The organism is Megasphaera sp. SC8-1 (genome assembly GCF_024436295.1).
Taxonomy (GTDB): Bacteria; Bacillota; Negativicutes; order Veillonellales; family Megasphaeraceae; genus Megasphaera; species Megasphaera elsdenii.
This window is the reverse complement of record NZ_JANFQH010000004.1, coordinates 59,191-83,813: the sequence shown is the minus strand read 5'-3', so window position 1 is coordinate 83,813 and position 24,623 is coordinate 59,191. Positions and strand designations below refer to the sequence as shown.

Below are 24,623 nucleotides of genomic sequence, written 5' to 3'. Positions count from 1 at the left end.
TACGCATCGACGATAAGCTGAAAAAAGACTTTGAAAAGTTTTGCGATTCCGTGGGCATGAGTATGTCCACAGGAATCAACATCTTCATCAAAAAATCCGTCGGGGAACAACGTATCCCCTTCGAAATCACAGCTAAAGGCGATACAGAAAAAGAATAGAGGGAAGGACAGTTCCCGAGAATGATTTAAAGGGCCCGTGCATGATGGTGTTTCATCATGCGCGGGCCCTTTTTTCTTTTGTGATATTCGGACTTAGATGTGGCTACGCTGCGACAGACTCATGATTATATTATGACCGTTTGCTATCTGTCATAAATTCCGGCTATGTACAGGATTCACGGCGGTACGCCCTTTGGGACGTCCCCTACGATATCGCATGCAGGCGATGAAAAAGTTCACTGAAGATATGACAGCGAAATTAATCATTTCTGTTCATTGTCAAGATTTTTGAAGCGGACAAAATCGAGGACGGCTTTTTTGTTCGTATCGTCCAGCGTGCGATAAAGCGATAGCAACTGAGTTTCGTCGGAGGAAAGGGTGCTGGTCAGGGAATCGGTATCTGGTTCCATGCGCACATCGTACCCCATGAGCCACGATTCGGAGACATGTAGGGCACGGGCGATGAGCATGACGTTAGTTTGTTTTGCTTTCCAACGTCCATTTATATATGAACTGATGATACCGCGGGTCAAACCGGTTTTGCGGGCCAGGTCCACAGCGCGCATCTGGCGGTATTCAAGGGCTTGTTTCAGGCGTTTTCCAAAAATATTATTTTCCATGGGGTAACCTCCTTTTCTTTCACAAGTATACAATAAACGTTTAGAAATCTCAACATTTTGTGCAAAAAGCCTTGACGATAGGCTATTTTTATAGTACTATTTTTTTGTGAAGAAAAGTACAGATTTCGAATCAAAAAGGAGGACCGATATGACGTATGATTATTCTAAACTCTACGGCCGCATGGCAGAACTGGGAATTACCCGCGAAGAGTTGGCAAAACAATTAGAAATAAGCCGCTCTACGCTATATTCCAAGCTGACTTCGCGGACTGAGTTCACGCAGGATGAAATCCGTAGATGTGTAGAAATTTTACGTCTGGATGTACGCGATTTGTCACTGTATTTTTTTAGGACTAAATAGTTTCGATAACAAATCAATAGGAGGGAGAACGATGCTGAAAAAATGGATTTCAACGGGGATATTTTTATTGTGTCTGATGTATAGTCCTGTGAGCTTTGCTTATGTCGATGATGCCGGCGTCATGAACCAATTCGACTATGACAATGCAACGCCCCTCTGGGATTACATCAATGCCAATGGCTACCGTTTCTATGGACATGACGCGATGAATGACCAGTACATCAAGACTGATAACAGTATGTTCATTACGATTAGCCGTGGCGGTTTCTTGGGTGATTTTTACAGTTATCCCGCTGGGACACTGACACAGTTGATTTTCTTGAAGCCCGGTCCGATGACGGATAAGGGCATCCAAGTAGGCGATAAAGCAGAAAAAGTCATCAAGGTGTATGGGCAGGCCTATCCTGCTGACCGCAAAGATGTGTACAGTCATGATCCGGATACGGGATTCTGGGTCCAGGGAACGAGAAATTACAAGACGAACTATGGCGATCAACAGAAGTTCCACTATATGGTCCTTACTTATTACGATCGCCAAGGCCATCACCTGCATTTTTTGGCCGACAAACATTCGGAACGCATCAAAGCGATTATTTACTGGAAAGGCTGGCCTAATTTAGGGGAATCGACTTATGCACAGGGCATCATGAATGAGCTATCGAACTTGGGATTGACACGGTTCGTATTGGAAAGTGAAATGAAGGAACATCTGTTGAAATCAGGATGGCGCGCGATTACCGATGCCTGGCATGGGATTTAAGATAAGGAGGAATTTGCTATGAAATGTTATAATCATCCGGATCGAGATGCTGTAGGGACCTGTGTGGATTGTGGAAAAGGATTGTGCCAGGAATGTATGGATTTATGGACTATACCTGTTTGTGCTGACTGTAATTTGAAACGCTGGCAGGCCACGAAACATGAGGTTTTCAAGGAGTTTGCCATTACAGCGGTCTTCGCCATCATCGGCCTTGTCTTTGCTTTCCAGGGATATAATGGGCTGTTCAACGCCATCGCAGTCATTTGGATGATGGCCGGCGTTTATCCTGGCTGGAAAATGCTGACTCGGATTACACCGAATGTTTTCCTGATATTGCCGCTTATCGGTTGGGTCTTATATTTTTTCATCAAATTCTTTATCGCCATGCTGATTGGCTGGATTTGCCTGCCTATTCGGCTGTTCAAGAATATACGGACCTTGAAAGAGGCTAAAAAAATAGAGATGGCAATTGCTTCATTGAAATAATATCACACAGGGGCTGTCGCGATGCGACAGCCCCGTTTTTGCATGGTGAGTGCTAACCTTATAGAATTGTGAAAAAATAGAGAGTTATCTTTTCTGGAGGGATGCGGAGTAGGGATACGATTTTTCGGATTTCGTCTTGTGTGAATTCACTTTGAGAGTTCAGTTTCTTGGTAAGTGATTCGGGACTGATGGAGATTTTTTGGGCCAATACTGAAATTGTTAGTGAATGGTTGTTCATGAGGTCTTGTAAGGCGCTGTAGTTGTAGGTGACATTTCTTGGTTTCATGAGAGGCTCTCCTTCCATGTTTTCTTTTTTTTTGCGCCTTACAAGAAAACCACTTGCAGCCAGGGAACAAGGGCGGCGTAGCCGTACTATTTACCCTTGTTCCCTGGCTGCAGGTGGTTAGGCTCTGAAGCAAAAAAAAATTTAGTTAGGTCTTTTTATTTTTTCGTTAGGACTCTTTTCGGCCGGCGCCCGTTAGGGCGTCCGGCCGCGATTTTTTTTTGGCATTGTTAACCCTTCACGTTCTGGCAACTGTCCTGCACTTCCAGAGGGACCAGAAAGGCTTTGGGCGGCCCGCTATGCGCTGCGGGTATCCCGGTTGTTGTATCGTCAAGACGGGCGCGCCACGTGCATGCCCCTGCGATTCTTCGCAGGATGGTTGCCAAAAATGATAGGGGTCACTGCTTTTTTTGTCCTTCGATGCAGATCCAACGGTGGTCTTTTTCGATGTGGACCTGGACGGAGGGGAAGCCGGCATCGCGGAAAATGGTTTCAAAGGTTTCCGGTGTCGGGTTATAGAGGTGGTAGCGTTTGATATTTTCCCGGACTTCAGCACTGAGGCCGTCGTGGCCGTAGATTTCAGCGATGAGAAGGAACGTGCCGCCTGGTTTGAGGACGCGGCGGACTTCTTTCAGGTTTTCCGGCGGGTCTGGCCAGAAGTAGAAGCTTTCGACGGTCGTAATCTTATCGAAGGTGTTGTCCGCAAAGGGCAGGGCTTCGACGGAGCCTTCATAGATTTCCATTTTTCCGGCGGCAATGGCAGCGGCATTAGTCTGGCGCGAAGTCTGGACGGACGTGGCAGAATAGTCGATGCCCGTCAGATGGCCCGTCGTCACGTGGGCGCTCATGCGGCGCAAATTGGCACCGCCGCCGCAGCCGATGTCGAGGACGGCTTCATCGCCGCGCCAGGTGAAGTGCGAGAGGCCCCAGGCTGTGAGGGGCGCATGGCTTTCATTCATGCGGGCCAGCATCTGTTCGCCCGCTTCGCCTGTCGGTTTGGCTGGATTGCCGGCTGTCGTAATGGCTTTTTGTTTTTCTTCTTTTGTCATAGTAGAAGCACCTGCTTTCTTGATTTGATAACTTTTCTCTATTGTACAACTTTTTTTGATTTTTTCAAATCTATATATTGATATATCAATAAAAATAGATATAATAAAAGCATGAAACGCGGCTGAATATCCTGAAATGGTTGAAGGATCCGGAAAAATATTTTCCTCCGCAGGGAATCCATTTACCGGAAGGGGCGAAGTTTGACAACTGTGCCTGCGTAGAATCCATCTGTGACAAGACAGGAGAGGAGTGGGAATTTGAGGTTATGACCATAAGGAATTAGATGACACCGAAAAAATAAATAAAAAAGTATAAGTTCACTTTACTTTTCGTAGTATTTACAACAGACAACAGGACGATTTCCTGATAACATAGATATAATAAGAATAAGGAGGGATTTTTATGAGTTTCAAAAAACGTATCGTCGGTGTCATCGGTCTGGGCCATGTCGGTGCCCATGTGGCCTTCAACCTGGGGGTCTTAGGCATTGCCGACGAAGTCAAGCTCTGTGATGTCAACCATGATAAACTGGTCAGCGAACGGCAGGACTTCATGGACGCCGTTATGTTTATGCCTCATCGTGTTAACTATACCATTGCCAGCTATGAAGAACTGGCGGACTGCGACGTCATCGTCAATGCCATCGGCGACATCAAGCTCTGCGCTTCGGGCAACCGTGACGATGAAATGCATTTCACGGTACCTCAGGTAGCCGACTACATCCCGAAAGTTATGGCCGGCGGCTTCAAGGGCATCATCATCAACATCACCAATCCCTGCGACGTCATTACAGACCTCATCGCCAAGAAGAGCGGCCTGCCCAAGGGGCACGTTTTCGGTACGGGCACAGGTCTCGACAGCTCGCGTCTGGTCAGCGCCATTTCCCAGCAGACCGGCCTGGACCACCATTCCTTCTCGGCCTACATGATGGGCGAACACGGCAATTCCCAGATCGTCCCCTGGTCGCTGATCCACTTTGGCGGCAAGCCCCTGGCTGAATTGGAAGAAAATCCGAACTACGTCTTCGATAAAGACAAGGTTCAGGAACAGACCATCAAAGCCGGCTGGGTCACGTACTCCGGCAAGGGCTGCACGGAATACGGCATCAGCATGACCGGTGCCACCATGGTCCGCGCCGTCCTGCGTGATGAACGGAAAATCATGGCCGCCAGCGCTCCTTTGGACGGTGAATACAGCGAAAAGGGCATCTTCTGCGGTGTCCCGTCGGTCATCGGCGCCAACGGCATCGAAGAAGTCATCGAATACAACTTGCCTGACGACGAACTGAAAAAATTTAAAGCCTGCTGCGCGACGATTCGTCAGAACATCGCCAACGCAGAGGCTTTTTGGAAGAAATAGATTGAATTGAAATTACAATGCCTGCGGCAGAGTGAAGAACCAGATTTGGCTTTCTTGCTCAGCCGGGGCATTTTTTTTCAGGCTGAATTTGACCTTGTGGACACTCTTGTCTTCTTGAACAACATCAAGACCTGGGGCGTCGGCGGCAGCTATGTCGTAGCCAAGAATACCTTATTTAACGTCTACCAGAGCTTTGGCTCTAAATGGAAGACGAATAAGACCAATGCCGATGATCCGGAAGAACAGACGAGAGCTGAATTCGTATTCTCCTTCTAAGAGAACGTTTGAGGTTTGATGTTTGAAGTTTAATGTAAAAAGGGCTGTCGCTGATGCGGCAGCTTTTTTTTAGGGGTTAGCAGTCAGGGGCTAGGGGTTAGTGGTTGTTAATTCATACTAACCTTGAAATGTGGCTGTCGAGTCCTGTCAGGCCTAAAGAAAAACCCCCGGCGCGGGAGATGTCCGGGGGTTTTCCTTCGAACGACGCAGTTGTTATTTTGCCGTGAGCGGTATATGATAGAATTATTGTATTTCAACATTAATAGAAAGGAGTGCATTATGGCGACACGTGAACAGGAATGGGAAGAGCTGCTGGGGATTAAGACTTCTGGGCGCGATGACAGTCATTCGGATGGGGAACACCATCCCTACGAACCGACGGATTACTGCGTCCTTGAACGGTTGGCCAACAGCGGTCTGATCCGCAAAAAGAATACCCTCATCGATTACGGCAGCGGCAAGGGGAGGGTGAGTATTTTCCTGGCTTACCAGACGGGCTGCTATTCTCTCGGCATCGAATACGACGAACGGCTCTGGCAGAAAGCAATGCTCAACGCCAAGAGCCCGGCGGCACGGCAGCGCGTCTCCTTCGTCCTGGCCGATGCGGCGGCCTATGAGATCCCCGATGAAGCAGACTGCTGCTTTTTCTTCAATCCTTTCGCCCTGCACACGCTGAAGCGGGTCCTCGGGAAAATCTTCGACTCTCTCGAACGCAAACCGCGGCCGCTGCGCCTCTTTTTCTACTATCCCTATGAAGATACGGAGCACTTCCTCAACCAGCACCTGCGCCTCATCGCCGAAGAGCCCATCGACTGCCGCGATCTCTTTGACGGTGACGACGAAAAAGAAAAGATATTAGTTTATCAGGTACGGAGTTTTTTATAAAAGAAAAGGTGATCATCATGGATTTAACGCGTATCAGCCGCTACCTCAGCCTCATCCTGCGCCATAAGCCCTGGGTGGCCGGCGTGACTTTGGACCGGCACGGCTGGGCCGATGTGGAAGAACTGCTGGCCGGCGTCAGCAGGAAGTATCCTATCAATAAAGAAATCTTGGAAGAAATCGTGCGCACAGACAACAAGCAGCGCTATTCCTTCAATGACGAGAAGACGAAGATCCGGGCTAATCAGGGCCATTCCATTCCCGTCGACGTCGAGCTGCCCGTGGTCACGCCGCCGCCCATCCTCTATCACGGTACGGGCGAGAAATACACGGCCTCTATCGAGCGCCAGGGCCTGCTGCCCAAGAGCCGCCTCTACGTCCACCTTTCGGGCGATGCCGTGACGGCCCGAAAGGTCGGCCAGCGCCACGGCAAACCTGTCATCTACACCGTCGCCAGCGGTAAAATGGTAAAAGAAGGCTTCACTTTCTACCGTTCCGTCAACGGCGTCTGGCTGACAAAAAAAGTGCCGCCCCGCTTCTTAACGCGGTATGCGGCACCTGATTCTGACTACGAGGGGAGATAAGAAATGCTGTTACTGGAAATCATTGAAGACATCCTGCCTATTATATTGCTGATGGTCCTGGGCTATTTTCTGCGTGAGAAAAAATTCATCGATGACGGTTTAAACAAGAACCTCGCCTTTTTAGTCATGAACATCGCCCTGCCGTCGTCCATCTTCGTTTCGGTAATCAAGACCCTCGACCTTTCCCAACTGGGCAACCTGACCGGGCCTCTCATTTCCGGGGCGGTGATACTGGCCGTCCTCTATCTCATCAGCTTCGTTCTGGTAAAAGTCTGCCGTGTCCCGCACGGCCGCCGGGGCAGCTTCATCAACGGCATCGTCAATACGAACAGCCTTTTCATCGGCATGCCCCTGAACGCGGCTCTGTTTGGCGACCAGTCGATTACGTATTTCCTCGTCTTCTATGTACTGAGCCTGCTTTCCATCTGGACGGTTGGCGCCACTTTGGTGCTCAATGATCCGAGCACGCCGGACGCTGCGGCCGGGGGAGCCCGCTTCCAGCCGAAACGGCTGCTGCAGGCGCCGCTGGTCGGCTGCGTCGCTGCCTTTCTCGTCCTCTTCTTCGGCATTTCGATTCCTAAGCCCCTCTTTGCGACGCTGAACTATCTCGGCAATATGGTGACCGGCCTGTCACTCATTTATATCGGCATCAGCCTCTCCGTCGCCGGCCTTGCCAGCATCCGCTTCGATAAGGATACGGTAGTGGTCATGCTCGGCAAATTCGCCCTCAGCCCGGCCCTGACCGCTGCCGTCTTCGGCATCGCCGCCGGCCTTGGCGGCGTCCTGCCGGCCATTGCTAGCCAGACCTTCATCGTCCAGGGCGCCGTGCCGACCATCGCTGTCCTGCCGATTCTGGCGACCCAGGGCAAGGGCGACGTCACCTATGCGGCCAACTTAGTCACCATCGGCACGCTACTCTTCGTCATCGTCGTCCCGGCAGTCATGCTGCTGATCTCTTAAGGACTTCTGGAAGGAGAAAACTGCCATGAATTTTCTTCCCTTAGGACTGTTTGCGGCCGGGCTGTTGTTCTGCCTGGTCTTTACGGCCTTTGGCTGTACGATTGTCGTGTCCCTCGCTTCCGTCGCCATTGCCTGCAACCAGACCTTGTCGCCCATCATGGTGCAGGAGCTCTGCCAGTCGCTTTATGACGACAAAGAGGAAATGGCCTTGGCCCTGGAAGACACGACCATCGTCCTCGCGGCCCTCGTGCCCTGGAGTGTTGCTGCTGCCGTACCCCTGGCGGCCCTCGGTGCCTCATCCTGGGGCATTGCCGCTGCCGTCTACCTTTACTTGCAGCCACTCTGGAGCTGGCTGCGCACATCTTTTCGCAAACGTGAACAGGGGGCTTAGCAATGATTGACATCAAATCGATTCTTTCACTTCTCGAAGACGACGGGACACCGGAAAAGTGGGCGGCTGTGACGCCTGTGGCAGGCGACCAGACCTGAAATTTTTTGGCTCCGAATGTCACGATGGATGATGAAGAGAAACGAAAAAAGGGGCTTTCAAAGAGTGGCTGACAGCCCAAGGATTTCGTTGGGGTGGTGGCGACAATAGCATCGAAGAAGTCATCGAATACAACTTGCCTGACGACGAACTGAAAAAATTTAAAGCCTGCTGCGCGACGATTCGTCAGAACATCGCCAACGCAGAGGCTTTTTGGAAGAAATAGATTGAATTGAAATTACAATGCCTGCGGCAGAGTGAAGAACTAGATTTTAAGACCCTCGATAACGATGACAGTGCCAACTGGTGGGCTGCTCAGCTGACATATGGCAAAGCTGTAAAATATCAGCCGGGTACCTGGAGCGCTTGGGTCGAATACCTCAATGTCGAAGACGGGGCTTATCTCGGTGGTTCGACGAATAGCTGGCACTTTGACAGCGATGCCTTGAACAACATCAAGACCTGGGGCGTCGGCGGCAGCTATGTCGTAGCTAAGAATACCTTATTCAACGTCTACCAGAGCTTTGGCTCTAAGTGGAAGACGAATAAGACCAACGCCGATGATCCGGAAGAACAGACGAGAGCTGAATTCGTATTCTCCTTCTAAGTACCTCGTTTGCAGAAAAATCTCAAAAAAGCTTGTGCGCTATTACGTGCACAAGCTTTTTTTTGTTGATGGAGGGCGGGCTCAAATTGGAAAATGTACGGAACTTGGGAAAGCCGGAATCTCTTTCAAGGGTTTCATCATGTGTCTGTATTTACCCGGTGCTGCTGGAGTTTTTGGCGGTACATTAAGGTGTCGGCCTGGGTCAGGACGGCGTCGATGTCTTCAATGGGTGTTTCTGCCGTGGTATAGCCTAAGGCGATACTGATGTGACCTGCTTGGAAGTGTTCTTCCAGTTTTTTTAGCAAGACCTGGGCTTCTTGGGGCTGATGGATTTCTTCTATCATGAGGAATTCATCGCCGCCCATGCGAAAAATAAATCCTTCGTGTCCGACATGGAGAAAAATCTGAGCCGCTGCACAGAGCAGCTGGTCTCCGGCTTCGTGGCCTAGCGTATCGTTGGTTTCCTTGAGTTCGTTCAAATCGCCGAAGATGAAGGCGAAATGCTGTCCTTCCGGCAGAGAGACCAGACAGTCTTTGAAGCCCCGGCGGTTCAAGAGTCCTGTCAGCTGGTCCGATTTGCTCAGCCGGTCCAGGCGCTGCATCATGTCCCGATTCCGGAGCAGGATGGTAAAGAAGCGGGTCAAAGCCGTGAGGAGCTCTTCGGCTTGGTGCAATTTTTCCGGCGACGGGTTGATGACGGTGATGAAACCATAGGGCTGGCCGTCCAGCATTAGCCGAGCCAGGGCGAGGCGCTGGATGCCCGGGATGTGAGGGGCCAGATTCGGATGTTCCTGCCAATAAGCGGCCATGTCGGAGATGGTAAAGCTATTTCCCTGGGAGAAGTGGTCGAACACGTGTCGCAGTTCTACCCGGGAAATAGGCTGGAAATCCTCGCCCAAAGGCAGGATGCCGTCAGCTTCCCAGGTGTAAGTAAAAGCTACGTTATCGCCCTTTTCTTCGGCAAGTATGATGCGGTCGGCTTCCAGCTGACGGCCGATGCGGCTCATCATCTGATGGATGCCATGGACGGGATCCGTTTCGTACATGCCCAAGCGGATGGCGTCGTTTACAGATGTCTTAAAGAAGAGCATCTTGTTGAAGCGCATATCCTTGGTTAGGTATTCGTCTAAATTCAAGCAGGTGCAGAAATGGCAGTTTTTGCCATGCCAGGGGATGAGGATGTCCCGGAGAAGAAAATCCATGCCAGCTACGGGATTGTGGAAAATCCGGGAGGTAAAGCGGCTGCGGCTGAGATGGGGCTGGCAGCAGTCCGTACAGGGGGCTGACAGACCGGCCATCATTTCGTAGCATTTTCGTCCTTTTAGCGGCGCATCCAAAGGAATCCCGCTGTGCTTGCGCATGGTTGGGTTGCAATACAAAAGGTCATACGTTTCCAGATCGGAGACGACGACGCCCAGTTCATCGTCGTCGAAAGCTTCCCGATTGAAGATGAAGCGGTCACTGGTGTAAAGGGCTTGCCCATATTTGGCTTCTTCTGATTCGTGCATATGCTTGATTAAGAGCTGCAAGAGACTGTCCAAGCTGCGAGCTTCTGCCCCTTGGACAAGGGCGTAGTGCATGTAGAGCGTGCAAGGGAAGCCGTCTACTTGCTGGATAGCATGGATGGCATTGGATATCTGGATAAGGGCCTGCTGGAGCTGTGCCATATGAGCTGCCTTTTGAAACAACAGGAAGCAGCTGCTGCCGATATGGGAAATCGTGAGGGACTGAGGAAGAGATTCTTTCAAGATGGCGGTGATCTTCTGGCGCAGGTGTTGGCGGAATTTCGGGCCATAAGTCAAGCCAATCGCGTCGAATTCAGGTACATCGATGAGGGCGGCCGTATAATCGTCCCCGTGCAAGCGGTATGTGTCGGCGTAGCGCAGACCTGCCATGACCATACCCCGGTAGTTGAGAAAGCCTGTTTCTTCATCGGTAACAGCAGCATGTATCTCCTTCAGCAGCGGGTCCTGGATTTTTTCTACATCGTGGAAGCAGAGGACGACGCCTGTCATTTTGTCATTCTGATAGATTGGGAATTTGTCGGCCCGCACCAGGTGGGGGAGATGCTTTACGACAAAATGGAGGAGACAGCCGGATACTGCCTGGCCAGTGCACATGGCTTTTTCGTCCGTTTCGTCGTCGACTTGGCAATCTACGCAGAATCCCAGCTCCTGGGTTGTTTTGCCGAGTAGTTCTTTTTCCGGGATGCCTAGCCATTCCACAAAGGCCTGGCTGGTTCCGCCGATGCGGTGGAATCGGTCTTTCCAGATGACTTTTTCCCGGCTGTGCTGGAGAAAGGTCTGCCAGAGCGCATGGGACATATTGGCCGTGTCGCTGGCCAAATCTTCTGCTGTGATGCCATAGCTGCGAAGCATCTCCCAGAGGAGGGGACGCAGTTTTTTTGGGTCATCAAAGGGTGGTTTCGTAATGAAAAAGAGAATATCCTGACTGGGGGATTTGGGCAGGACCATGCCGATGATCATGAACCAGTCGAAATTGCCGTTGGAACGGAGAATGCGGAAGGGTTCGGTAATCATTCCGTTTTCCGAAGCGGCAGCTTGCTGATAGAACTGGTTCCAGTCCGTGAAATGAAGGAAGCGTTCCCTATCCTTGGGGTGGACGAAGTATTCTGCAAAGTGGCGGAATGTGCTGTCCATGTCCGGATTGGTTTCACCTACTTGCTGATCTGACGTCAAGGGTTCGATGACTTCTAATACTCGGCGTTCCATATCGAGATACCAGATGCCTTCGTACGTTAAGAGGATGTTCCGGAGAAGATTGTCAAAGCGGCGCGATTGTTTATCCCGGGCGGCTTCATCTAGGCTGATGTTGTAGAGTTCTGCTTGGTGAATGCAGCGCTGACCGGCCTGGGCTACGGTCTTGAGGGTGACCTGCATGTATTGGCCGTTATCTACATAGGTCATGGTTTCTGGCTGTCCGCTTTTTCGGGCTTTGTCGGCAAAATGGCGGAATTTCTGGTGCATCGGGAAGTTGCGGGAGCGCAGGAACAGGTTGCTGTCCGTCACGTTTTTGGTCCCTATGCTCTGGAGCGACTTGAGGTAGGCGTCGTTAATCTGCAAGAACTGGACGTTCTGCGAATCATCCGCTACGATGGCTACGGGCGATGACTGGCTCACGTCGATGAGTCCGGCCCGGTTCAGCAGCACCGCTTCCTGGAGGGACTCGAAGGACAGGTCCCGGTCCTGGCAGAAGGGCAGGCACTCCTCGAGGGGCAAGGGCTTTCCGAAATAATAGCCCTGGAGTTTTTCACAGCCGATATCCCGGAGAAAATCGGCCTGCTCTTTCGTTTCTACCCCTTCGGCCAGGGTATGGATGCCCAGCTCCTTGGCCATGCGGACGATGGACGTCAGGATGATGCGGCTTTCCTTGGTGAAGGGATGGAGAAAGGCCATGTCCAGTTTCAGCGTGTGGAAGCGATAATCTTTCAGTACGTTCAGCGAGGAATAGCCGCTGCCGAAATCGTCGAGCCAGACTTCGAAACCGGCTTCCCAGAAACGGCGCAGTCCCTGGCGGATGGATTCATCCTGAAGGACCAGGGCATTTTCCGTGACTTCTGGGCAAAGAAAATCTCGGGGCAACTGGTATCGAGACAAGGTTTCTTCCAGCATCTGTGCCGGGTCCATGAGCTGGAAATCGAGGCGGGAAAAGTTGAGGGACACGGGCAGGGGCTGTTGGCCTCGTTTCATCTGATTGTGGAGAAATTGAGCCATCTGGTCTGCGACATAGCGGTCCAGCCGGTCGATGAGGCGGAACTCTTCCAGCGTAGGGATGAACAGGGCCGGCGAGAGCAGACCGTATTCCGGAGAATCCCAGCGGGCCAGGGCCTCGAAATTGCATACTTTGCCATTCAGGGAGCGGACGATGGGCTGACAGTACACCTTGATGTGATGGTTTTCAAGGGCTTTGTCCAGGTTTTCCCGCACATAGTTCTGCAGTTCGTGAAGACGTCCCATTTCTCGGGTGTAGACGGCATAATGACGGGTCGCATCCTTGGTGATGGATTTGCAGGCCAGAGCGGCGTCATTGTCGAAGGCCAGCGCCAAGGTTTCTGGATCCGGAAGTTCGCTGAGATAACAGATGCCTGCTTTCATTTCAATATTGGGATTGGCAATCAGTTCCTTTACGTCATGACAGGCTGCCTCGATGCGCGTGGTCACGTCCACCGTGTCGGCTAGTACGGCGAAATGATCGGCACCCAGATGAGTCAAGAGCCGGCCTGGAAAATTTTTCTGGAGGATCTCGGCAATCTGCTGCAGGCAGTGGTCTCCCTGATCGATGCCGCAAGACGCATTGTAAAGACGAAAATTGGTAATGTTGAAGAAAACCGGACAGGATTTCAAGCTTTTCCTAGCGTCCCATTCCCGTTCCAGTTCCTCCCGGGCTGCCCGATAGAAGGCCTGCATGGCAGGCATGGGATCGTTTGTTTTTTTCATAATAGCCTCCCTATCCCATCTTGCCCGGTCGTGTCCCAAAGCGTGCGGGATGTAGATAACATTTTACTTTATTATACACTTTTTATGGCAAAGTTTGTATATTCTTTTGCAGCCTTGTACGTATCAAAAAAGTCAATCAGAACCATGCATCTTAGATAATGTGTTATAGTGCAGCCCTTATGATTTCCAATGTGGGATTACCCCATGTCTTGTACTTTCCTTTGACAGGAGGAGCCATTCTTTCCCATGCGAGTTTCTTCTGTTCTTCATCTTTTGTTACTCAATCTGCATCATCCTTTCTATGTTTCCAGTATAGCATACGGAAGTACAACAGCATCTATATTCAGAAAGGGGCTGTGAAAATGATGTGACATTTCCGCTTACAGACCTGGAAACGGACGCCCCTGATGGGGCATCCCTGCGCAACCCACGTACTGCACGATTCCGTAGGGTCTGCCCGTACGGGAAGACCGGTCCCCGGTCGCCCGGCGGGTTATTGTCCTTCCCTGCGGCGGCTGTGACGAAGAGAATAGACTTGCTTGTCAAGATGTCTCATCTTCCTTTATTTCTACCAGACCACCGGTGAACTGGCCTATATGGGCGATATCTATTTCGTGGATGATGGAGAAATGCGGGCTTTTCTGACCCAAAAAGTGTACATGGGCAGAGAGGCGTGCGAACCCCCTACCCGCAAGCGGGTCCTTTCCCCCTTTTCCACAGGACTGGGAGACTCCTGTTTGTCGTCTCCGTCGCGGGGGACACAAGTGTCATAAAAAAAAGTTGTAATTTCCCACATAATTATGATAAAATCTAAATAAATAATAATTCTTAAAACAAGGAGGACGGACCTGATGAAAAAATGGACAATTGTGGGTCTCACCACACTTTTGACGCTGGCTGCTTCGGCCGCATTGGCATCGGTACCTCAGAAATCCCTGTACCTGGGCGGCATCGGAATTGGCAGTGAGGGCTCCTATATCCGGCAGATATACGGTGCTCCAACAGAAACAGAACGGGAACATTCTGCTTCCCATCCATCGGGATCGGTGGTGGAATACGAATATGGGGATGGGGTCTCCATCCATCTGGCGGAAGGAGCCGTCTATCATATGGAAGTGTCTGCCAACAACGGCTGGGCAACTCCGGAAGGAATCCACGTGGGAATGGACGCTTCCCTCCTGGAGGGGACCTACGGAAAGCCGGACATGGTCCGTGGGGATAAATCCATCTACAGGGCGGAGGGTCTGCCCGGCGTGGGTCTGATCTTTGAAATCGAAAAGGGAAAAATCGACGAAATCGAAATCGGCCCCATCGAACCGTAGTGAACATGTTTGGCCAAGGGATGTTGCAGAAGCAATGTCCCTTGTTTTTTTGACTGACTGGAAGAAATCAGAATAGAAAATGGAAAAAGCTGCCGCGCACCTGGATTTGCTTAGCGGGAATGAGCCTTTTGCGCATCCTGGATCAGCTGGCGGCCCAATTGACAGGCTTTTTCTTCCATTTCTTTTCCATATTTGGCGTGGTAATCCCGTTTATCCTGTTCGGAAAAGATTGAGGATTCATACGGGAAAATTTTTATGAAGAATTGAAACGAGACCGTCGCCAGGTCGCCTGGCGGGCTCTTTCCACGGGGTTCGCCGAAGGAAAATTCGTTCCTACCGCCCAGACCGCTTCCTTCTGGGTAAGGGAGTTTTCCCGAAGGACAAAATAATACCCCAGCCTGCCCATCCCCATTTTCTGTGCCATTATGCTCCTGTCTATGAGCCTGAAATCAAAGGCAAGGAAGAATCATACCGGGGTGAGAAAAATGGCAATGCCTGGCTGAAGAATCAGCCGTTTTTTGCAAAATTTTGTCCTGTTTTCTGTGGACGTGTGGAGCTTGCAAAACCGCATTAAATCGGCATATTTTGGCATAGAAGGGAGTTTCGTGTCCATGATCAAAATACTATTTATCTGCCACGGCAACATCTGCCGTTCGCCGATGGCAGAATTCGTTTTTCGGACGATGGCGGTTGATGCCGGCCTTTCTGACCACTTTATCATCGCTTCGGCGGCGACGACGGACGAAGAAATCTGGAATGGCTGTGGCAATCCTGTCTACCCGCCGGTGGAGCAGCTCTTAAAGGCCCACGGCATGGATCCTGACGGGAAGCGGGCGGCATTGTTGCGTCGGTCGGACTATAGTCGCTACGATTATTTCATCGGCATGGACGAAGAGAACCTGCAGGACATGAAGCATATCTTTCACGGTGACCCGGCACATAAATGCTCGCTCCTTATGGATTATACCCAAAATCCCCGGCCCGTCGCCGACCCGTGGTATACGCGGGATTTCCAGAAGACTTGGAACGACGTCGACGAAGGCTGCCGGGGACTGTTGGCTTTTTTAAGACACACGGAAATGATTTGGGGAAATACGATAGAAGGAAGGCGTTGACATGAAGTTTGGTATGCGCAAGCCCAGTCTGAAAATGGCGATTGGCTACATGCCCGGCCATTTGAAAGAACTGGCGGCGGGAGAACTGCAGAAAAAAGGCGTCAAAATCCTCAACGACACCATTACCGGACAGGTTCACCGTGACCGGATCCTCCTGACGGGTGACAGCCCGCTGGCTTCCACTGCTTGAGCAGTTCCTCTCCTTCGGCAGTGGCAAAGGTTTCTTCGCCGCGCCGCAGGAAAAAGCGACGTAGGACTATCTGGCATTTATGTAAAATAAATATTGACATATCTAGAAGAATAGATATAATGAAACCAGGAAGAAAGTTAAGATAAATATTTGAATGGGGGAATTACGATGGAATTTGATGCCAAGCATTCGATCATTACACCGGAAGGTGTCTTTATTATTGGAACGTATGATGAAAACGGCGTGCCCAATGCCATGAACGCGGCTTGGGGCCAGCAGAGCGACTACGGGGAAATCACGCTCTTTTTAGCGAAGCACAAGACGACGGACAACGTGAAGAAGACCAAGGCCTTCACCGTTGCTTTCGCCACCAAGGATACGGTCGTCATTTCCGACTACTTCGGCGTGGAAACGGGCAACAAAGTCAACAAGATTGAACAGGCCGGCGTCCATGTCCACAAGGCGCCGCACGTCAATGCGCCGATCATCGAAGAATATCCGGTCACTCTGGAATGTGAAATGAAGAGCTGGGACGACGAAACGGGCATCCTCGTCGGCAAAATCGTTGCCATGCAGGCCGATGAAAAGGTCCTCACCGACGGCCACATCGACCTGGATAAACTCCAGCCGATCATCTTCGACATCAGCACCAGCACGTACCGCACCATCGGCCCCGTCGTAGGGCAGGCCTTCCATGACGGACTGGCGCTGAAGAAGTAAGAAAAAGGGATTGTCGCACGAAGGCTTCTGCTATCATGCACAATCCTTTTTTTGCATCGTTTGTCGTGAGAATTTTCGATGAACGACGAACGATGAACGATTTCCCGGTGCACGATGGATAGACTCTTGCTATAATAGGGGTATACACTATTGGGAGGGAAGTGTTATGATGAAACGTATGATTGCTGTTGATGAAGAAAAATGTATCCACTGCGGAATGTGCCTGCGCGATTGCGTGGCTTCGTGTCTGGAATTCGACGACCAGAAGATACCCCGTTATATCAAGGATGGGGAAAAGATGTGCCTGGCCTGTCAGCACTGCCTGGCCGTCTGTCCGACGGGGGCTTTTTCCTTCGGTGGCCTCGATCCGGCGGCTTCTGACCCGGTTACGACCGTGGACAGTGCAGCAATGCTGGGCCTGATTAAATCGCGGCGCAGTATCCGTCAGTATAAGGAAGACGATGTACCAGCTGAAAAAATTGAAAAGCTCAAGGACATGCTGGCCTATCCGCCGACAGGCGTCAATGCGCCGTCTCTCCGCTTTTCTATTATCGCCACGCGCCAGAAAATGGATGAACTGCGCAAAATCACCTATGATTGTCTGGAAAGTATTCCGGCTGATTCGCCCTTAGCTTTCCTGAAGGACATGGCAGATAAAAGCCTGCAGGCTGGCAGGGATTTGGTCTACCGCGGTGCACCGGCCCTGGTCATCGTCTCCGTCGATGAAAAGAAAGCGGCCGAAACGTGCAAAAATGCCGACCCGATCATTGCTCTTTCGTATCTGGAACTCTACGCCGCCAGCCTGGGACTGGGGACGGTCTGGGACGGTTTCGCTGTGGCCCTGGCCCAGCATTTCCCGAAAATCGAAGCGCAGTTCCATATCCCGAAGCACTGCCAACTCGGCTTCGTCATGGCCCTTGGCATCCCGGCTGTTGCATATGCCCGCACGCCGCAGCTGAAGACGGACAATGTGGAAATCATTAAATAAGGGACCGCTCTTATTTGCGGCTCTGCAGCGCGTCATGCAGGGCATCAACGGCTGGGTCGACAGCTTTTTTGTAAATTTGTAAAATAGAGACTGGATAAAGGAGAAAATGATGTTTCCTGAAAATTTTCTTTGGGGCGGCGCTGTGGCTGCCAATCAGCTGGAAGGGGCTTATGATGAAGGCGGCAAGGGCCTTTCGATTCAGGATGTCCTGCCGCAGGGACTGAAGGGGCCGCGCACGGCCGGGCCGACACCGGACAATTTAAAATTGAAAGGCATCGATTTTTATCATCGTTATAAAGAAGATATCCGCCTCTTTGCGGAACTGGGCTTCAAGGTCTTCCGCACGTCCATCGCCTGGAGCCGGATTTTTCCGCGCGGCGATGAAAAAGAGCCGAATGAAGCGGGCCTGGCTTTTTACGATGACCTCTTCGATGAATGTCATAAGTACGGCATCGAGCCTTTGGTGACGATTTCCCACTATGAAACGCCCCTCTATCTGGCCGACCATTACGGCGGCTGGACGAACCGCAAGCTCATCGGCTTTTACGAAAACTACGTCCGCACGATTTTTACGCGCTATCAGCATAAGGTCAAGTACTGGCTGACTTTCAATGAAATCAATTCAATCCTGGGCTCGCCCTTCATGAGCGGCGCCATCCCGACGCCAAAAGAGGAACTCAGCGCAAGTGACCTCTATCAGGCCATCCACCATGAGCTCGTGGCCAGCGCCAGAGCCGTAAAAATCGGTCACGAAATCAACCCGGCTTTTCAGATCGGCTGCATGGTCCTGGCCATGCCCAGTTATCCTTTGACACCGCAGCCGGCTGATGTCATCGCGGCCATGGAGCTCAACCACCAGAATGAGCTCTTCCTCGAAGTCCAGGCCCGCGGCCGCTATCCGGGCTATGCCCAGCGCTATTTCAGGGAAAAGGGAATCCATCTCGATATCCGTCCGGACGAAAGGGAACTGCTGCAGGAAAATACGGTCGATTTTATTTCCCTGAGCTATTATGTCAGTACCTGTGCGGCCGCCGACAGCACGGCCGCAGACGCGGCAGGCGACCTCTTTACGGGCGTGACCAATCCGTATTTGCCGTCATCGGCCTGGGGCTGGCAGATCGACCCGCAGGGCCTGCGCTTTGTCCTCAATACGTTCTGGGATAAATTCCAAAAGCCCCTCTTCGTCGTCGAAAATGGGCTCGGTGCGAAGGACGAGCTCGTCTTTGACGACGCAAAGGGGCAGTGGACCGTCGAGGACGATTACCGCATCGATTATTTGCAGCAGCATCTCTTGGCCGTAGAAGAAGCCTTAGCCGACGGCATCCCCGTCCTCGGCTACACCATCTGGGGCTGCATCGATCTGGTCAGCGCCTCGACGGCGCAGATGAGCAAGCGTTACGGCGTCATTTACGTCGACCGCCATGACGACGGCAGGGGCAGCCTGGCCCGCTATCGGAAGAAATCCTTTTACTGGTACCAAAAGGTCATCGCCAGCAACGGCGCGGCCCTGCACGACTAAAACATAGTATTGTTATTTTCGGCTTTTTCCGTCAGGCCCTTACGTCGAGGTAACTATGTCGTTTGCTGCAGGTCGTTCATCGAAAAAAGATAAAATTTATATTAGTTAGAAAAGCAACGTACCTCCTGTGGGAAATCTGGTAAGATACAGTCATCAAGCGAAAGCCAATCAACGTATCTAAAGGATTTTCAACAGGAGGTTTTGTTATGTATACAGAATGGGAAAATAAAAAAGATCAGTTCAAAGTCATCGATTTGCGTCAGGCTAAGGGCAATTTCTCGCAGGGCCTTTTTCGTCAGGCCGATCAGGTTCCTGAAGGCAGCGGCCTGCAGATTATCCAGAGCTTCGAACCGCATCCGCTCTATGAAGCCATGAAGGACCGGGGCTTTGAATATCACGTGGAAGAAGTGAAGCCCTATGAATTCCACATCTGGTTCTACCGCAGCGAAGCAAAACCGGCATCGGGCAAGAAGCCTTTCGGGCCGGCGGCACTCCTCAATTTCCCGATCATCGACAAGAACTTGGGCCGCATTGCCGTCGAATTCTGGGACGAAACGTGGAATGACGAACGCCATTACCTCTCTTATGAAATGCGCCTCATCCTCTCCCTGGCCAATGCCGTCGGCGCCGGCCGCTACCGTCAGGCTGCACGGGAACTGGTCAAAGCCTATATCCACGGCATCGATTCCCGTGCCTTCGACGACGTCTTCGAACTCATCGCCTGGAACCAGGGCATCGGCTTCTTCAGCTCCCAGATCGGCCCGTCGCCGCTCTTCGGTGCCTACAAACTGATCAAACAGGAAGAAGCCAAAGGCACGAGCCGTGACGCCATCAAAAAGAGGCTCATGGAAAACTTCGGCGAAAAGAACCAGCAAGTGAAAGTACTTTAAAAAGTTTGTAGTTTTTAGTTTATAGTTTTCAGTACGTACGAATGTTATTAATTAAAGCCATCCACTACAAACTGCAAACTACAAACTGTAGACTTTTAGAGAAAAGGGATTGTGCATGATGGTAGAAACCTTCGTGCGACAATCCCCTTTTTACTGTCGAAACAGGAAAAATGTGCGTTTGGACGTCAAAAACAGTTGGAAAAATGTGCGAATTACCGTACAATGTCTTTAGAAAAATGTGCAGGGGGTTATTTTATCATGGTAAAAGATATTGTACGCAACGTTATTTTTTTAGGACGGAAATCGGAAGCAGCGACGAAGGCGGATCTGCCGGTCGTCAAGAATCTGCAGGAAGGGGAAATTTTATGCTAAAATCGTTTGAATTCGGAAATCCCAGGGCGCAGCACGTCCTTATCCAGTTGGTCGACGACCACGACTTAGCCGGGATGGAAAAGGAAATCACAGCCATCCGGGCGGCGACGGACGTCGATTTCCGCCTCCTGGCCCTGCAGGTCGCAGACTGGAACCGGGATTTGTCGCCCTGGCCGGCGCCGCCGGTCTTTGGCAAAGCGCCCTTTGGTAACGGCGCCAAAGAAACGCTGCAGGAAGTGCTGACCTTTACGGCAGATCCTGCGAAGAAATATTATCTCGGCGGCTATTCCCTGGCCGGTCTCTTTGCCCTTTGGGCGGCCTGTGAAAGCGCCGTTTTCCGGGGCATCGCGGCGGCCTCGCCGTCGGTCTGGTTCCCGGCCTTCTGCGACTATCTGAAAGAAAAAACTTTCCAGAGCCCGTGCGTCTACCTGAGCCTCGGCGACAAGGAAAAGAAGACGCGCAATCCCGTCATGGCCAGCGTCGAAGACCGCATCCGCGATGTCTTTGACCTGTTCCAGGGGCGGAATCTAACATGTACACTGGAATGGAACAAAGGGAATCATTTCCAGGACAACGACATCCGTACGGCCAAGGCCTTTGCCTGGGTCTTGGAACAGACGAGGGGGGAATGAATGATGAAGCTTGCCATGGCACAGATGGCTATGTCCAAAGATATGGAAGCGAATTTCCAGAAGAGTTATGATTTTGTCCGCCAGGCTGCAGGGGCCGACCTGATTTTCTTCCCGGAAGTGCAGCACATGCCTTTCCTGCCGCAGTATGAAGCGGCTGAACTGCCAGAAAAATTGGGGAAGAAGCGAGACGACTATCTGCTCCGTCCGGATGATGCCCACGTTACGGCTTTCAATGAGCTGGCGCGGCAGTCACAGTGCATGGTCTCGCCGAACCTCTATCTCCAGTACGGCGGACAAGCTCCTGGATACGCCCATCCAGTTCCACGCCGTGGAAAATATGACGGGCTGCGACATGAAGGCCCTGAACCTCAGCCAGGACGCCATGGAAGCGCTCTGCGTCAAGCAGCTGAAGAAGGGTCAGGCCATTTGGTTCGCCTGCGATGCCGGCGCTTTCGGCGCCCGCAAGGAAGGTATCTGGGACCCGGACAGCGTCTGCTATGAAGCCCTCTTAATGTATTCGTATGATGATCGCATGAGGGCTGTCAAGCTAAAAAGTATATGGCAAAACTGAATTGAAGAGTATAATAAAAAACATGAAGGTCGTTAATGACTCATGATAAGGAAAAAGAAAATTTTGGAGAAAAGAGGAATCAGGATGAAAGCAATTTTATTGAATGGGAGTCCAAGAAAAAATTTCAGCACGGCCCAATTGCTGCAGCAGGCACAGCTAGGAGCCGAGGCAGCTGGTGCTGAAACGGAACTCATCCATCTGGTGGATTATGAATTTACGGATTGCCGGGAGTGCTATGCCTGTAAGCTGAAAAACAGCAAAACGGGAGGGGTATGCGCTGTCCGGGACAGCATCCAGCCTGTGCTCAAAAAGATTTGGGACGCCGACGTGGTCATCGTGGGAAGTCCCGTCTATTTCAGCTATCCTAATGGGCAGGTCATCAGCCTCCTCAATCGTTCCCTTTTTCCCATCTATTCCTATTTCTATAAGGATGGGAAGCCCGATATGGTTCCTCATGCTAAAAAATTCTCTGGATTGATCTATGCCATGAATTGCAAGGAAGAGGAGATGGAAAAATTCCATTATCCGGAGCTGCTGGGAACCTGGGGAAAAACCATGAGCCTTGTTTATGGATATAACGAAGTCCAATACTGCTGTAATACCTATCAGTATAATGATTATTCCCGTTACAGGCAGAACCTTTTTGATGAAGCGGACAAGAAGCGGCAGCGGGAAGAAGTTTTTCCCCAGGACCTGAAAAAGGCATATGACCTTGGAATGAGACTGACTCGAATGGCGGTGGAAGATTGTAAAAAATGAAATGAAAAACTCCTAGAGAGGTACTCGCCACTTCTTTTCAAGAGCTTGCTGCGGTAAAAAATATCGATAAGATTACGATACAGAAACTCGCAGATAATTGTGGGTATTCACCATAATTTATCGTACCCTCGTTACTGGATAAAACAGTAATGAGGGTATTTTTATGCTTGGAAATGGATATCACCATATCTACAAAAGCAAAGGCAAAAATGATTATTTTCTGCTATAATTATAGGGAAAATCAAGAAAGTAAAGAAATTATGGAAGTACTGAGGGAGCCGTATGATTTCCTACTGGAAGGCGGTCATCTCTATGGGGCGTGACTTTTGGGAAATTTGAAATGGATAAGGGTGAGAGCATGACAATTCAATTCTTGAGATATATCGTTTCTGTAGCCGAGATTGGCTCAATTACTGAGACAGCGAAACAACTCCATATTTCCCAGCCAAGCTTGTCCGCAGCCTTAAAAGAAGCAGAAAAGGAAGTTGGATTTGAGATATTCACAAGAAGTCGTAGCGGTATTGCCTTGACGAAAGAAGGTGTGGAATTCCTGGGATATGCGAGACAGGTGATTCAGGAAATGAGCCTCCTAGAGGACCGATTCATTCTGAATCAGCCGGAGAAGCAGCGTTTCTGTGTTTCAACACAGCATTATACGTTCACGGCCAATGCGTTTGTGGAGATGGTTCAGAAGTTCGGACGGGAACGATTTGAATTTATCCTCAATGAGACACAGACTCATCAGATATTAGAGGATGTAAAGAATCGCTTTTGCGATTTGGGAATTATTTATCTGTGCCATAGAAATGAGCCGTTCCTGCGAAAAACAATGGATGAGATGGGACTGAGCTTTCATGAACTTTTTACGGTTTCTCCTCATGTCTTCCTCCGGGCAAAGCATCCTTTGGCAGGAAAAGAATCTGTTACGCTGAAAGACCTGCAGGCTTATCCGAGATTGAATTTCCTTCAGGGAAACTATGAGTCAGCCGATTTTTCAGAAGAGCCCTTCAGTACAGAACTTTCAGAAAAAGAAATCCGTGTCAGTGACCGGGCGGCTATTGTAAATCTGATGATAGGTCTCGATGGATATACTATATCAAGCGGAATTTTTCCGAAATATCTTCAGGGACGGCAGATTATTTCCGTACCCCTTGCGGAAAAGGAAGTGATGCACATCGGGTATGTCCTTTGTAAAGAGCAAAGTCTGTCAGAGTTAGGGGGCATCTATGTGGAAGCATTGAAAAAATATGCTACTTGATAAGCATAGGATAAAACTATGTAAATACATATTAAATAAGTGTTACCTATCAAATCTCATTTTGCAGTATGATGATATCAACATCGTGAAAGGAGATTTGGTTATGCTTGAATATGTGTTGGCGAATTTTTTTGTTTATGCGAGTGTGAATGCATTTACACCGGGCCCGGGGAATATACTGGCTTTGAATACAGTGACCAATTACGGATGGGGAAAAGGGAAACCGCTCTTTTTTGGAATATTTACGGGATACTATGTTGTTCAGATCATCTGTGCCGTTTTCGTATATGGAGTGGGTGCATTTCTTCCCGGTGCGCTCCAAGTCATGAAATATATTGGAGCTGCTTATATCCTTTGGCTTGCGATTCATATTGCTATCAGTAAGCCGGAGGTTAGCGTAGAGCAGGGATCAGCCTCTTTCTTGAAAGGATTCCTGATGCAGTTTGTAAATATCAAAATCTATATGTTTGGGATTACCGCATTGACGGGCTTTATCACACCATACAGTAAGGCATTATGGATTCTGGTCGGAGTTGAACTTCTGATTGCCACGATTGGGACGATTGCCACATCTACTTGGATTGGTGCTGGACTCCTGATACAGAAATTCTATGTCAAACACTATCGGATGATTAATATCATTCTGGCATTGACCTTATTGGAATGTGTATGGAGTATGCTGAAAGTGTAAATTTCAAATATGACAAGAGGCAGGGGAATAGAACTGAAAAAACGGTAAAAGGACTCACGGTTTCAAGACCTGTGGGTCCTTTCTTTTTATATGACTTTTTAGATGAAACCCGGCACATTTTCTGTTACAATGGAAACATGCATTTTACGCAGAAAATTTTTACGGTAGTACGGTAGTCCCTGTTTACTACCGATTTTACTACGAATGGTGGCTGAGTTATGCCGACTTATACTACTTCATGGAATATATGAGGTAAATCGCCTGGA

28 protein-coding genes and 1 pseudogene are annotated in these 24,623 nt (G+C 50.3%); 25 read left to right on the top strand and 4 right to left on the bottom strand.

Annotation, left to right across the window (positions count from 1 at the left end):
* Positions 1 to 5: 5 nt before the first annotated feature.
* Positions 6 to 158, top strand: coding sequence for a type II toxin-antitoxin system RelB/DinJ family antitoxin (locus tag NOS26_RS00985; protein WP_255917146.1), 153 nt, complete (start codon positions 6 to 8; stop codon positions 156 to 158).
* A gap of 263 nt (positions 159 to 421) precedes the next feature.
* Here the strand turns inward: NOS26_RS00985 and NOS26_RS00980 are convergent, their stop codons facing one another.
* Entirely contained in the window at positions 422 to 778 is a 357-nt protein-coding gene (locus NOS26_RS00980) for a helix-turn-helix domain-containing protein (RefSeq protein ID WP_014016240.1), read from the bottom strand.
* Positions 779 to 926: 148 nt separating this feature from the next.
* Here NOS26_RS00980 and NOS26_RS00975 point away from each other — a divergent pair, with 148 nt between their 5' ends.
* The 3 genes from NOS26_RS00975 to NOS26_RS00965 are packed head-to-tail and all read left to right on the top strand — an operon-like array spanning position 927 to position 2,385.
* Positions 927 to 1,139 carry a DUF739 family protein gene (locus tag NOS26_RS00975; protein WP_014016241.1) on the top strand — a complete coding sequence of 71 codons (213 nt, stop codon included), beginning with the start codon at positions 927 to 929 and terminating at the stop codon, positions 1,137 to 1,139.
* 31 nt (positions 1,140 to 1,170) lie between these two features.
* Entirely contained in the window at positions 1,171 to 1,899 is a 729-nt protein-coding gene (locus NOS26_RS00970) for a hypothetical protein (protein ID WP_255917143.1), read from the top strand.
* 18 nt (positions 1,900 to 1,917) lie between these two features.
* A complete protein-coding gene (locus tag NOS26_RS00965; RefSeq protein WP_255917142.1) occupies positions 1,918 to 2,385 on the top strand; it encodes a DUF2180 family protein in 468 nt (155 codons plus the stop codon).
* 58 nt (positions 2,386 to 2,443) lie between these two features.
* On the opposite strand, the gene NOS26_RS11680 is transcribed toward NOS26_RS00965, so the two are convergent.
* Together NOS26_RS11680 and NOS26_RS00960 are read right to left on the bottom strand one after the other, a co-directional pair.
* A complete protein-coding gene (locus NOS26_RS11680) occupies positions 2,444 to 2,671 on the bottom strand; it encodes a DUF739 family protein (protein WP_370687611.1) in 228 nt (75 codons plus the stop codon).
* 395 nt (positions 2,672 to 3,066) lie between these two features.
* On the bottom strand, positions 3,067 to 3,717 hold the full coding sequence (locus tag NOS26_RS00960) for a class I SAM-dependent methyltransferase (protein WP_255917141.1): 651 nt from the start codon (positions 3,715 to 3,717) through the stop codon (positions 3,067 to 3,069).
* A 403-nt stretch (positions 3,718 to 4,120) separates the two neighbouring features.
* On the opposite strand from NOS26_RS00960, the gene NOS26_RS00955 reads away from it, so the two are divergent.
* The 7 genes from NOS26_RS00955 (at position 4,121) to NOS26_RS00925 (ending at position 8,873) form a co-directional block, all read left to right on the top strand.
* A complete protein-coding gene (locus NOS26_RS00955; RefSeq protein WP_014016246.1) occupies positions 4,121 to 5,077 on the top strand; it encodes an L-lactate dehydrogenase in 957 nt (318 codons plus the stop codon).
* Between the two features lie 6 nt (positions 5,078 to 5,083).
* Entirely contained in the window at positions 5,084 to 5,353 is a 270-nt protein-coding gene (locus NOS26_RS00950; protein WP_072983924.1) for a hypothetical protein, read from the top strand.
* A 279-nt stretch (positions 5,354 to 5,632) separates the two neighbouring features.
* Complete coding sequence (locus tag NOS26_RS00945; RefSeq protein WP_255917140.1) at positions 5,633 to 6,238, top strand: class I SAM-dependent methyltransferase; 606 nt, start codon at positions 5,633 to 5,635, stop codon at positions 6,236 to 6,238.
* A 17-nt stretch (positions 6,239 to 6,255) separates the two neighbouring features.
* A complete protein-coding gene (locus NOS26_RS00940) occupies positions 6,256 to 6,819 on the top strand; it encodes an RNA 2'-phosphotransferase (RefSeq protein ID WP_074787409.1) in 564 nt (187 codons plus the stop codon).
* Positions 6,820 to 6,822: 3 nt separating this feature from the next.
* Complete coding sequence (locus NOS26_RS00935; RefSeq protein WP_074787407.1) at positions 6,823 to 7,779, top strand: AEC family transporter; 957 nt, start codon at positions 6,823 to 6,825, stop codon at positions 7,777 to 7,779.
* 25 nt (positions 7,780 to 7,804) lie between these two features.
* Positions 7,805 to 8,170: a Na+/H+ antiporter NhaC family protein gene (locus tag NOS26_RS00930; RefSeq protein ID WP_014016251.1), complete on the top strand. Its 366-nt coding sequence runs from the start codon at positions 7,805 to 7,807 to the stop codon at positions 8,168 to 8,170.
* Between the two features lie 328 nt (positions 8,171 to 8,498).
* Positions 8,499 to 8,873: a putative porin gene (locus tag NOS26_RS00925; RefSeq protein WP_036204890.1), complete on the top strand. Its 375-nt coding sequence runs from the start codon at positions 8,499 to 8,501 to the stop codon at positions 8,871 to 8,873.
* A gap of 137 nt (positions 8,874 to 9,010) precedes the next feature.
* Here the strand turns inward: NOS26_RS00925 and NOS26_RS00920 are convergent, their stop codons facing one another.
* Positions 9,011 to 13,330 (bottom strand): EAL domain-containing protein, encoded by a 4,320-nt coding sequence (locus tag NOS26_RS00920; RefSeq protein WP_255917139.1) that lies wholly within the window; start codon positions 13,328 to 13,330, stop codon positions 9,011 to 9,013.
* An 851-nt stretch (positions 13,331 to 14,181) separates the two neighbouring features.
* Here NOS26_RS00920 and NOS26_RS00915 point away from each other — a divergent pair.
* From NOS26_RS00915 to NOS26_RS00850, 14 genes and pseudogenes are all read left to right on the top strand, one after another.
* The gene (locus NOS26_RS00915; RefSeq protein ID WP_036204885.1) at positions 14,182 to 14,652 is read left to right on the top strand and encodes a hypothetical protein; all 471 of its coding nucleotides are present in this window, start codon (positions 14,182 to 14,184) and stop codon (positions 14,650 to 14,652) included.
* A gap of 611 nt (positions 14,653 to 15,263) precedes the next feature.
* Positions 15,264 to 15,767: a low molecular weight protein-tyrosine-phosphatase gene (locus NOS26_RS00910; protein ID WP_074787403.1), complete on the top strand. Its 504-nt coding sequence runs from the start codon at positions 15,264 to 15,266 to the stop codon at positions 15,765 to 15,767.
* Position 15,768: 1 nt separating this feature from the next.
* Positions 15,769 to 15,957 (top strand): hypothetical protein, encoded by a 189-nt coding sequence (locus NOS26_RS00905; RefSeq protein ID WP_036204884.1) that lies wholly within the window; start codon positions 15,769 to 15,771, stop codon positions 15,955 to 15,957.
* A gap of 168 nt (positions 15,958 to 16,125) precedes the next feature.
* On the top strand, positions 16,126 to 16,677 hold the full coding sequence (locus tag NOS26_RS00900) for a flavin reductase family protein (protein WP_036204882.1): 552 nt from the start codon (positions 16,126 to 16,128) through the stop codon (positions 16,675 to 16,677).
* A gap of 166 nt (positions 16,678 to 16,843) precedes the next feature.
* On the top strand, positions 16,844 to 17,665 hold the full coding sequence (locus NOS26_RS00895; protein WP_014016255.1) for a nitroreductase family protein: 822 nt from the start codon (positions 16,844 to 16,846) through the stop codon (positions 17,663 to 17,665).
* A 106-nt stretch (positions 17,666 to 17,771) separates the two neighbouring features.
* Positions 17,772 to 19,184, top strand: a complete 1,413-nt coding sequence (locus tag NOS26_RS00890) for a glycoside hydrolase family 1 protein (RefSeq protein ID WP_074787401.1) — start codon at positions 17,772 to 17,774, stop codon at positions 19,182 to 19,184.
* A 206-nt stretch (positions 19,185 to 19,390) separates the two neighbouring features.
* Positions 19,391 to 20,074, top strand: a complete 684-nt coding sequence (locus NOS26_RS00885; RefSeq protein WP_014016257.1) for a DUF2249 domain-containing protein — start codon at positions 19,391 to 19,393, stop codon at positions 20,072 to 20,074.
* A 365-nt stretch (positions 20,075 to 20,439) separates the two neighbouring features.
* On the top strand, positions 20,440 to 21,078 hold the full coding sequence (locus tag NOS26_RS00880; RefSeq protein ID WP_074787399.1) for an esterase: 639 nt from the start codon (positions 20,440 to 20,442) through the stop codon (positions 21,076 to 21,078).
* A pseudogene (locus NOS26_RS00875) lies at positions 21,079 to 21,291 on the top strand (nitrilase-related carbon-nitrogen hydrolase); the annotation flags it as partial.
* On the top strand, positions 21,224 to 21,649 hold the full coding sequence (locus NOS26_RS11675) for a C1 family peptidase (protein ID WP_353934152.1): 426 nt from the start codon (positions 21,224 to 21,226) through the stop codon (positions 21,647 to 21,649). The pseudogene NOS26_RS00875 and the gene NOS26_RS11675, both read left to right, overlap by 68 nt.
* 84 nt (positions 21,650 to 21,733) lie before the next feature.
* The gene (locus tag NOS26_RS00865; protein WP_255917137.1) at positions 21,734 to 22,408 is read left to right on the top strand and encodes a flavodoxin family protein; all 675 of its coding nucleotides are present in this window, start codon (positions 21,734 to 21,736) and stop codon (positions 22,406 to 22,408) included.
* 167 nt (positions 22,409 to 22,575) lie between these two features.
* Entirely contained in the window at positions 22,576 to 22,731 is a 156-nt protein-coding gene (locus NOS26_RS00860; protein WP_255917136.1) for a hypothetical protein, read from the top strand.
* A 50-nt stretch (positions 22,732 to 22,781) separates the two neighbouring features.
* Entirely contained in the window at positions 22,782 to 23,666 is an 885-nt protein-coding gene (locus NOS26_RS00855) for a LysR family transcriptional regulator (RefSeq protein WP_255917135.1), read from the top strand.
* 103 nt (positions 23,667 to 23,769) lie between these two features.
* Positions 23,770 to 24,357, top strand: a complete 588-nt coding sequence (locus NOS26_RS00850) for a LysE family transporter (RefSeq protein WP_074787413.1) — start codon at positions 23,770 to 23,772, stop codon at positions 24,355 to 24,357.
* The last annotated feature ends 266 nt before the right edge of the window (positions 24,358 to 24,623 follow it).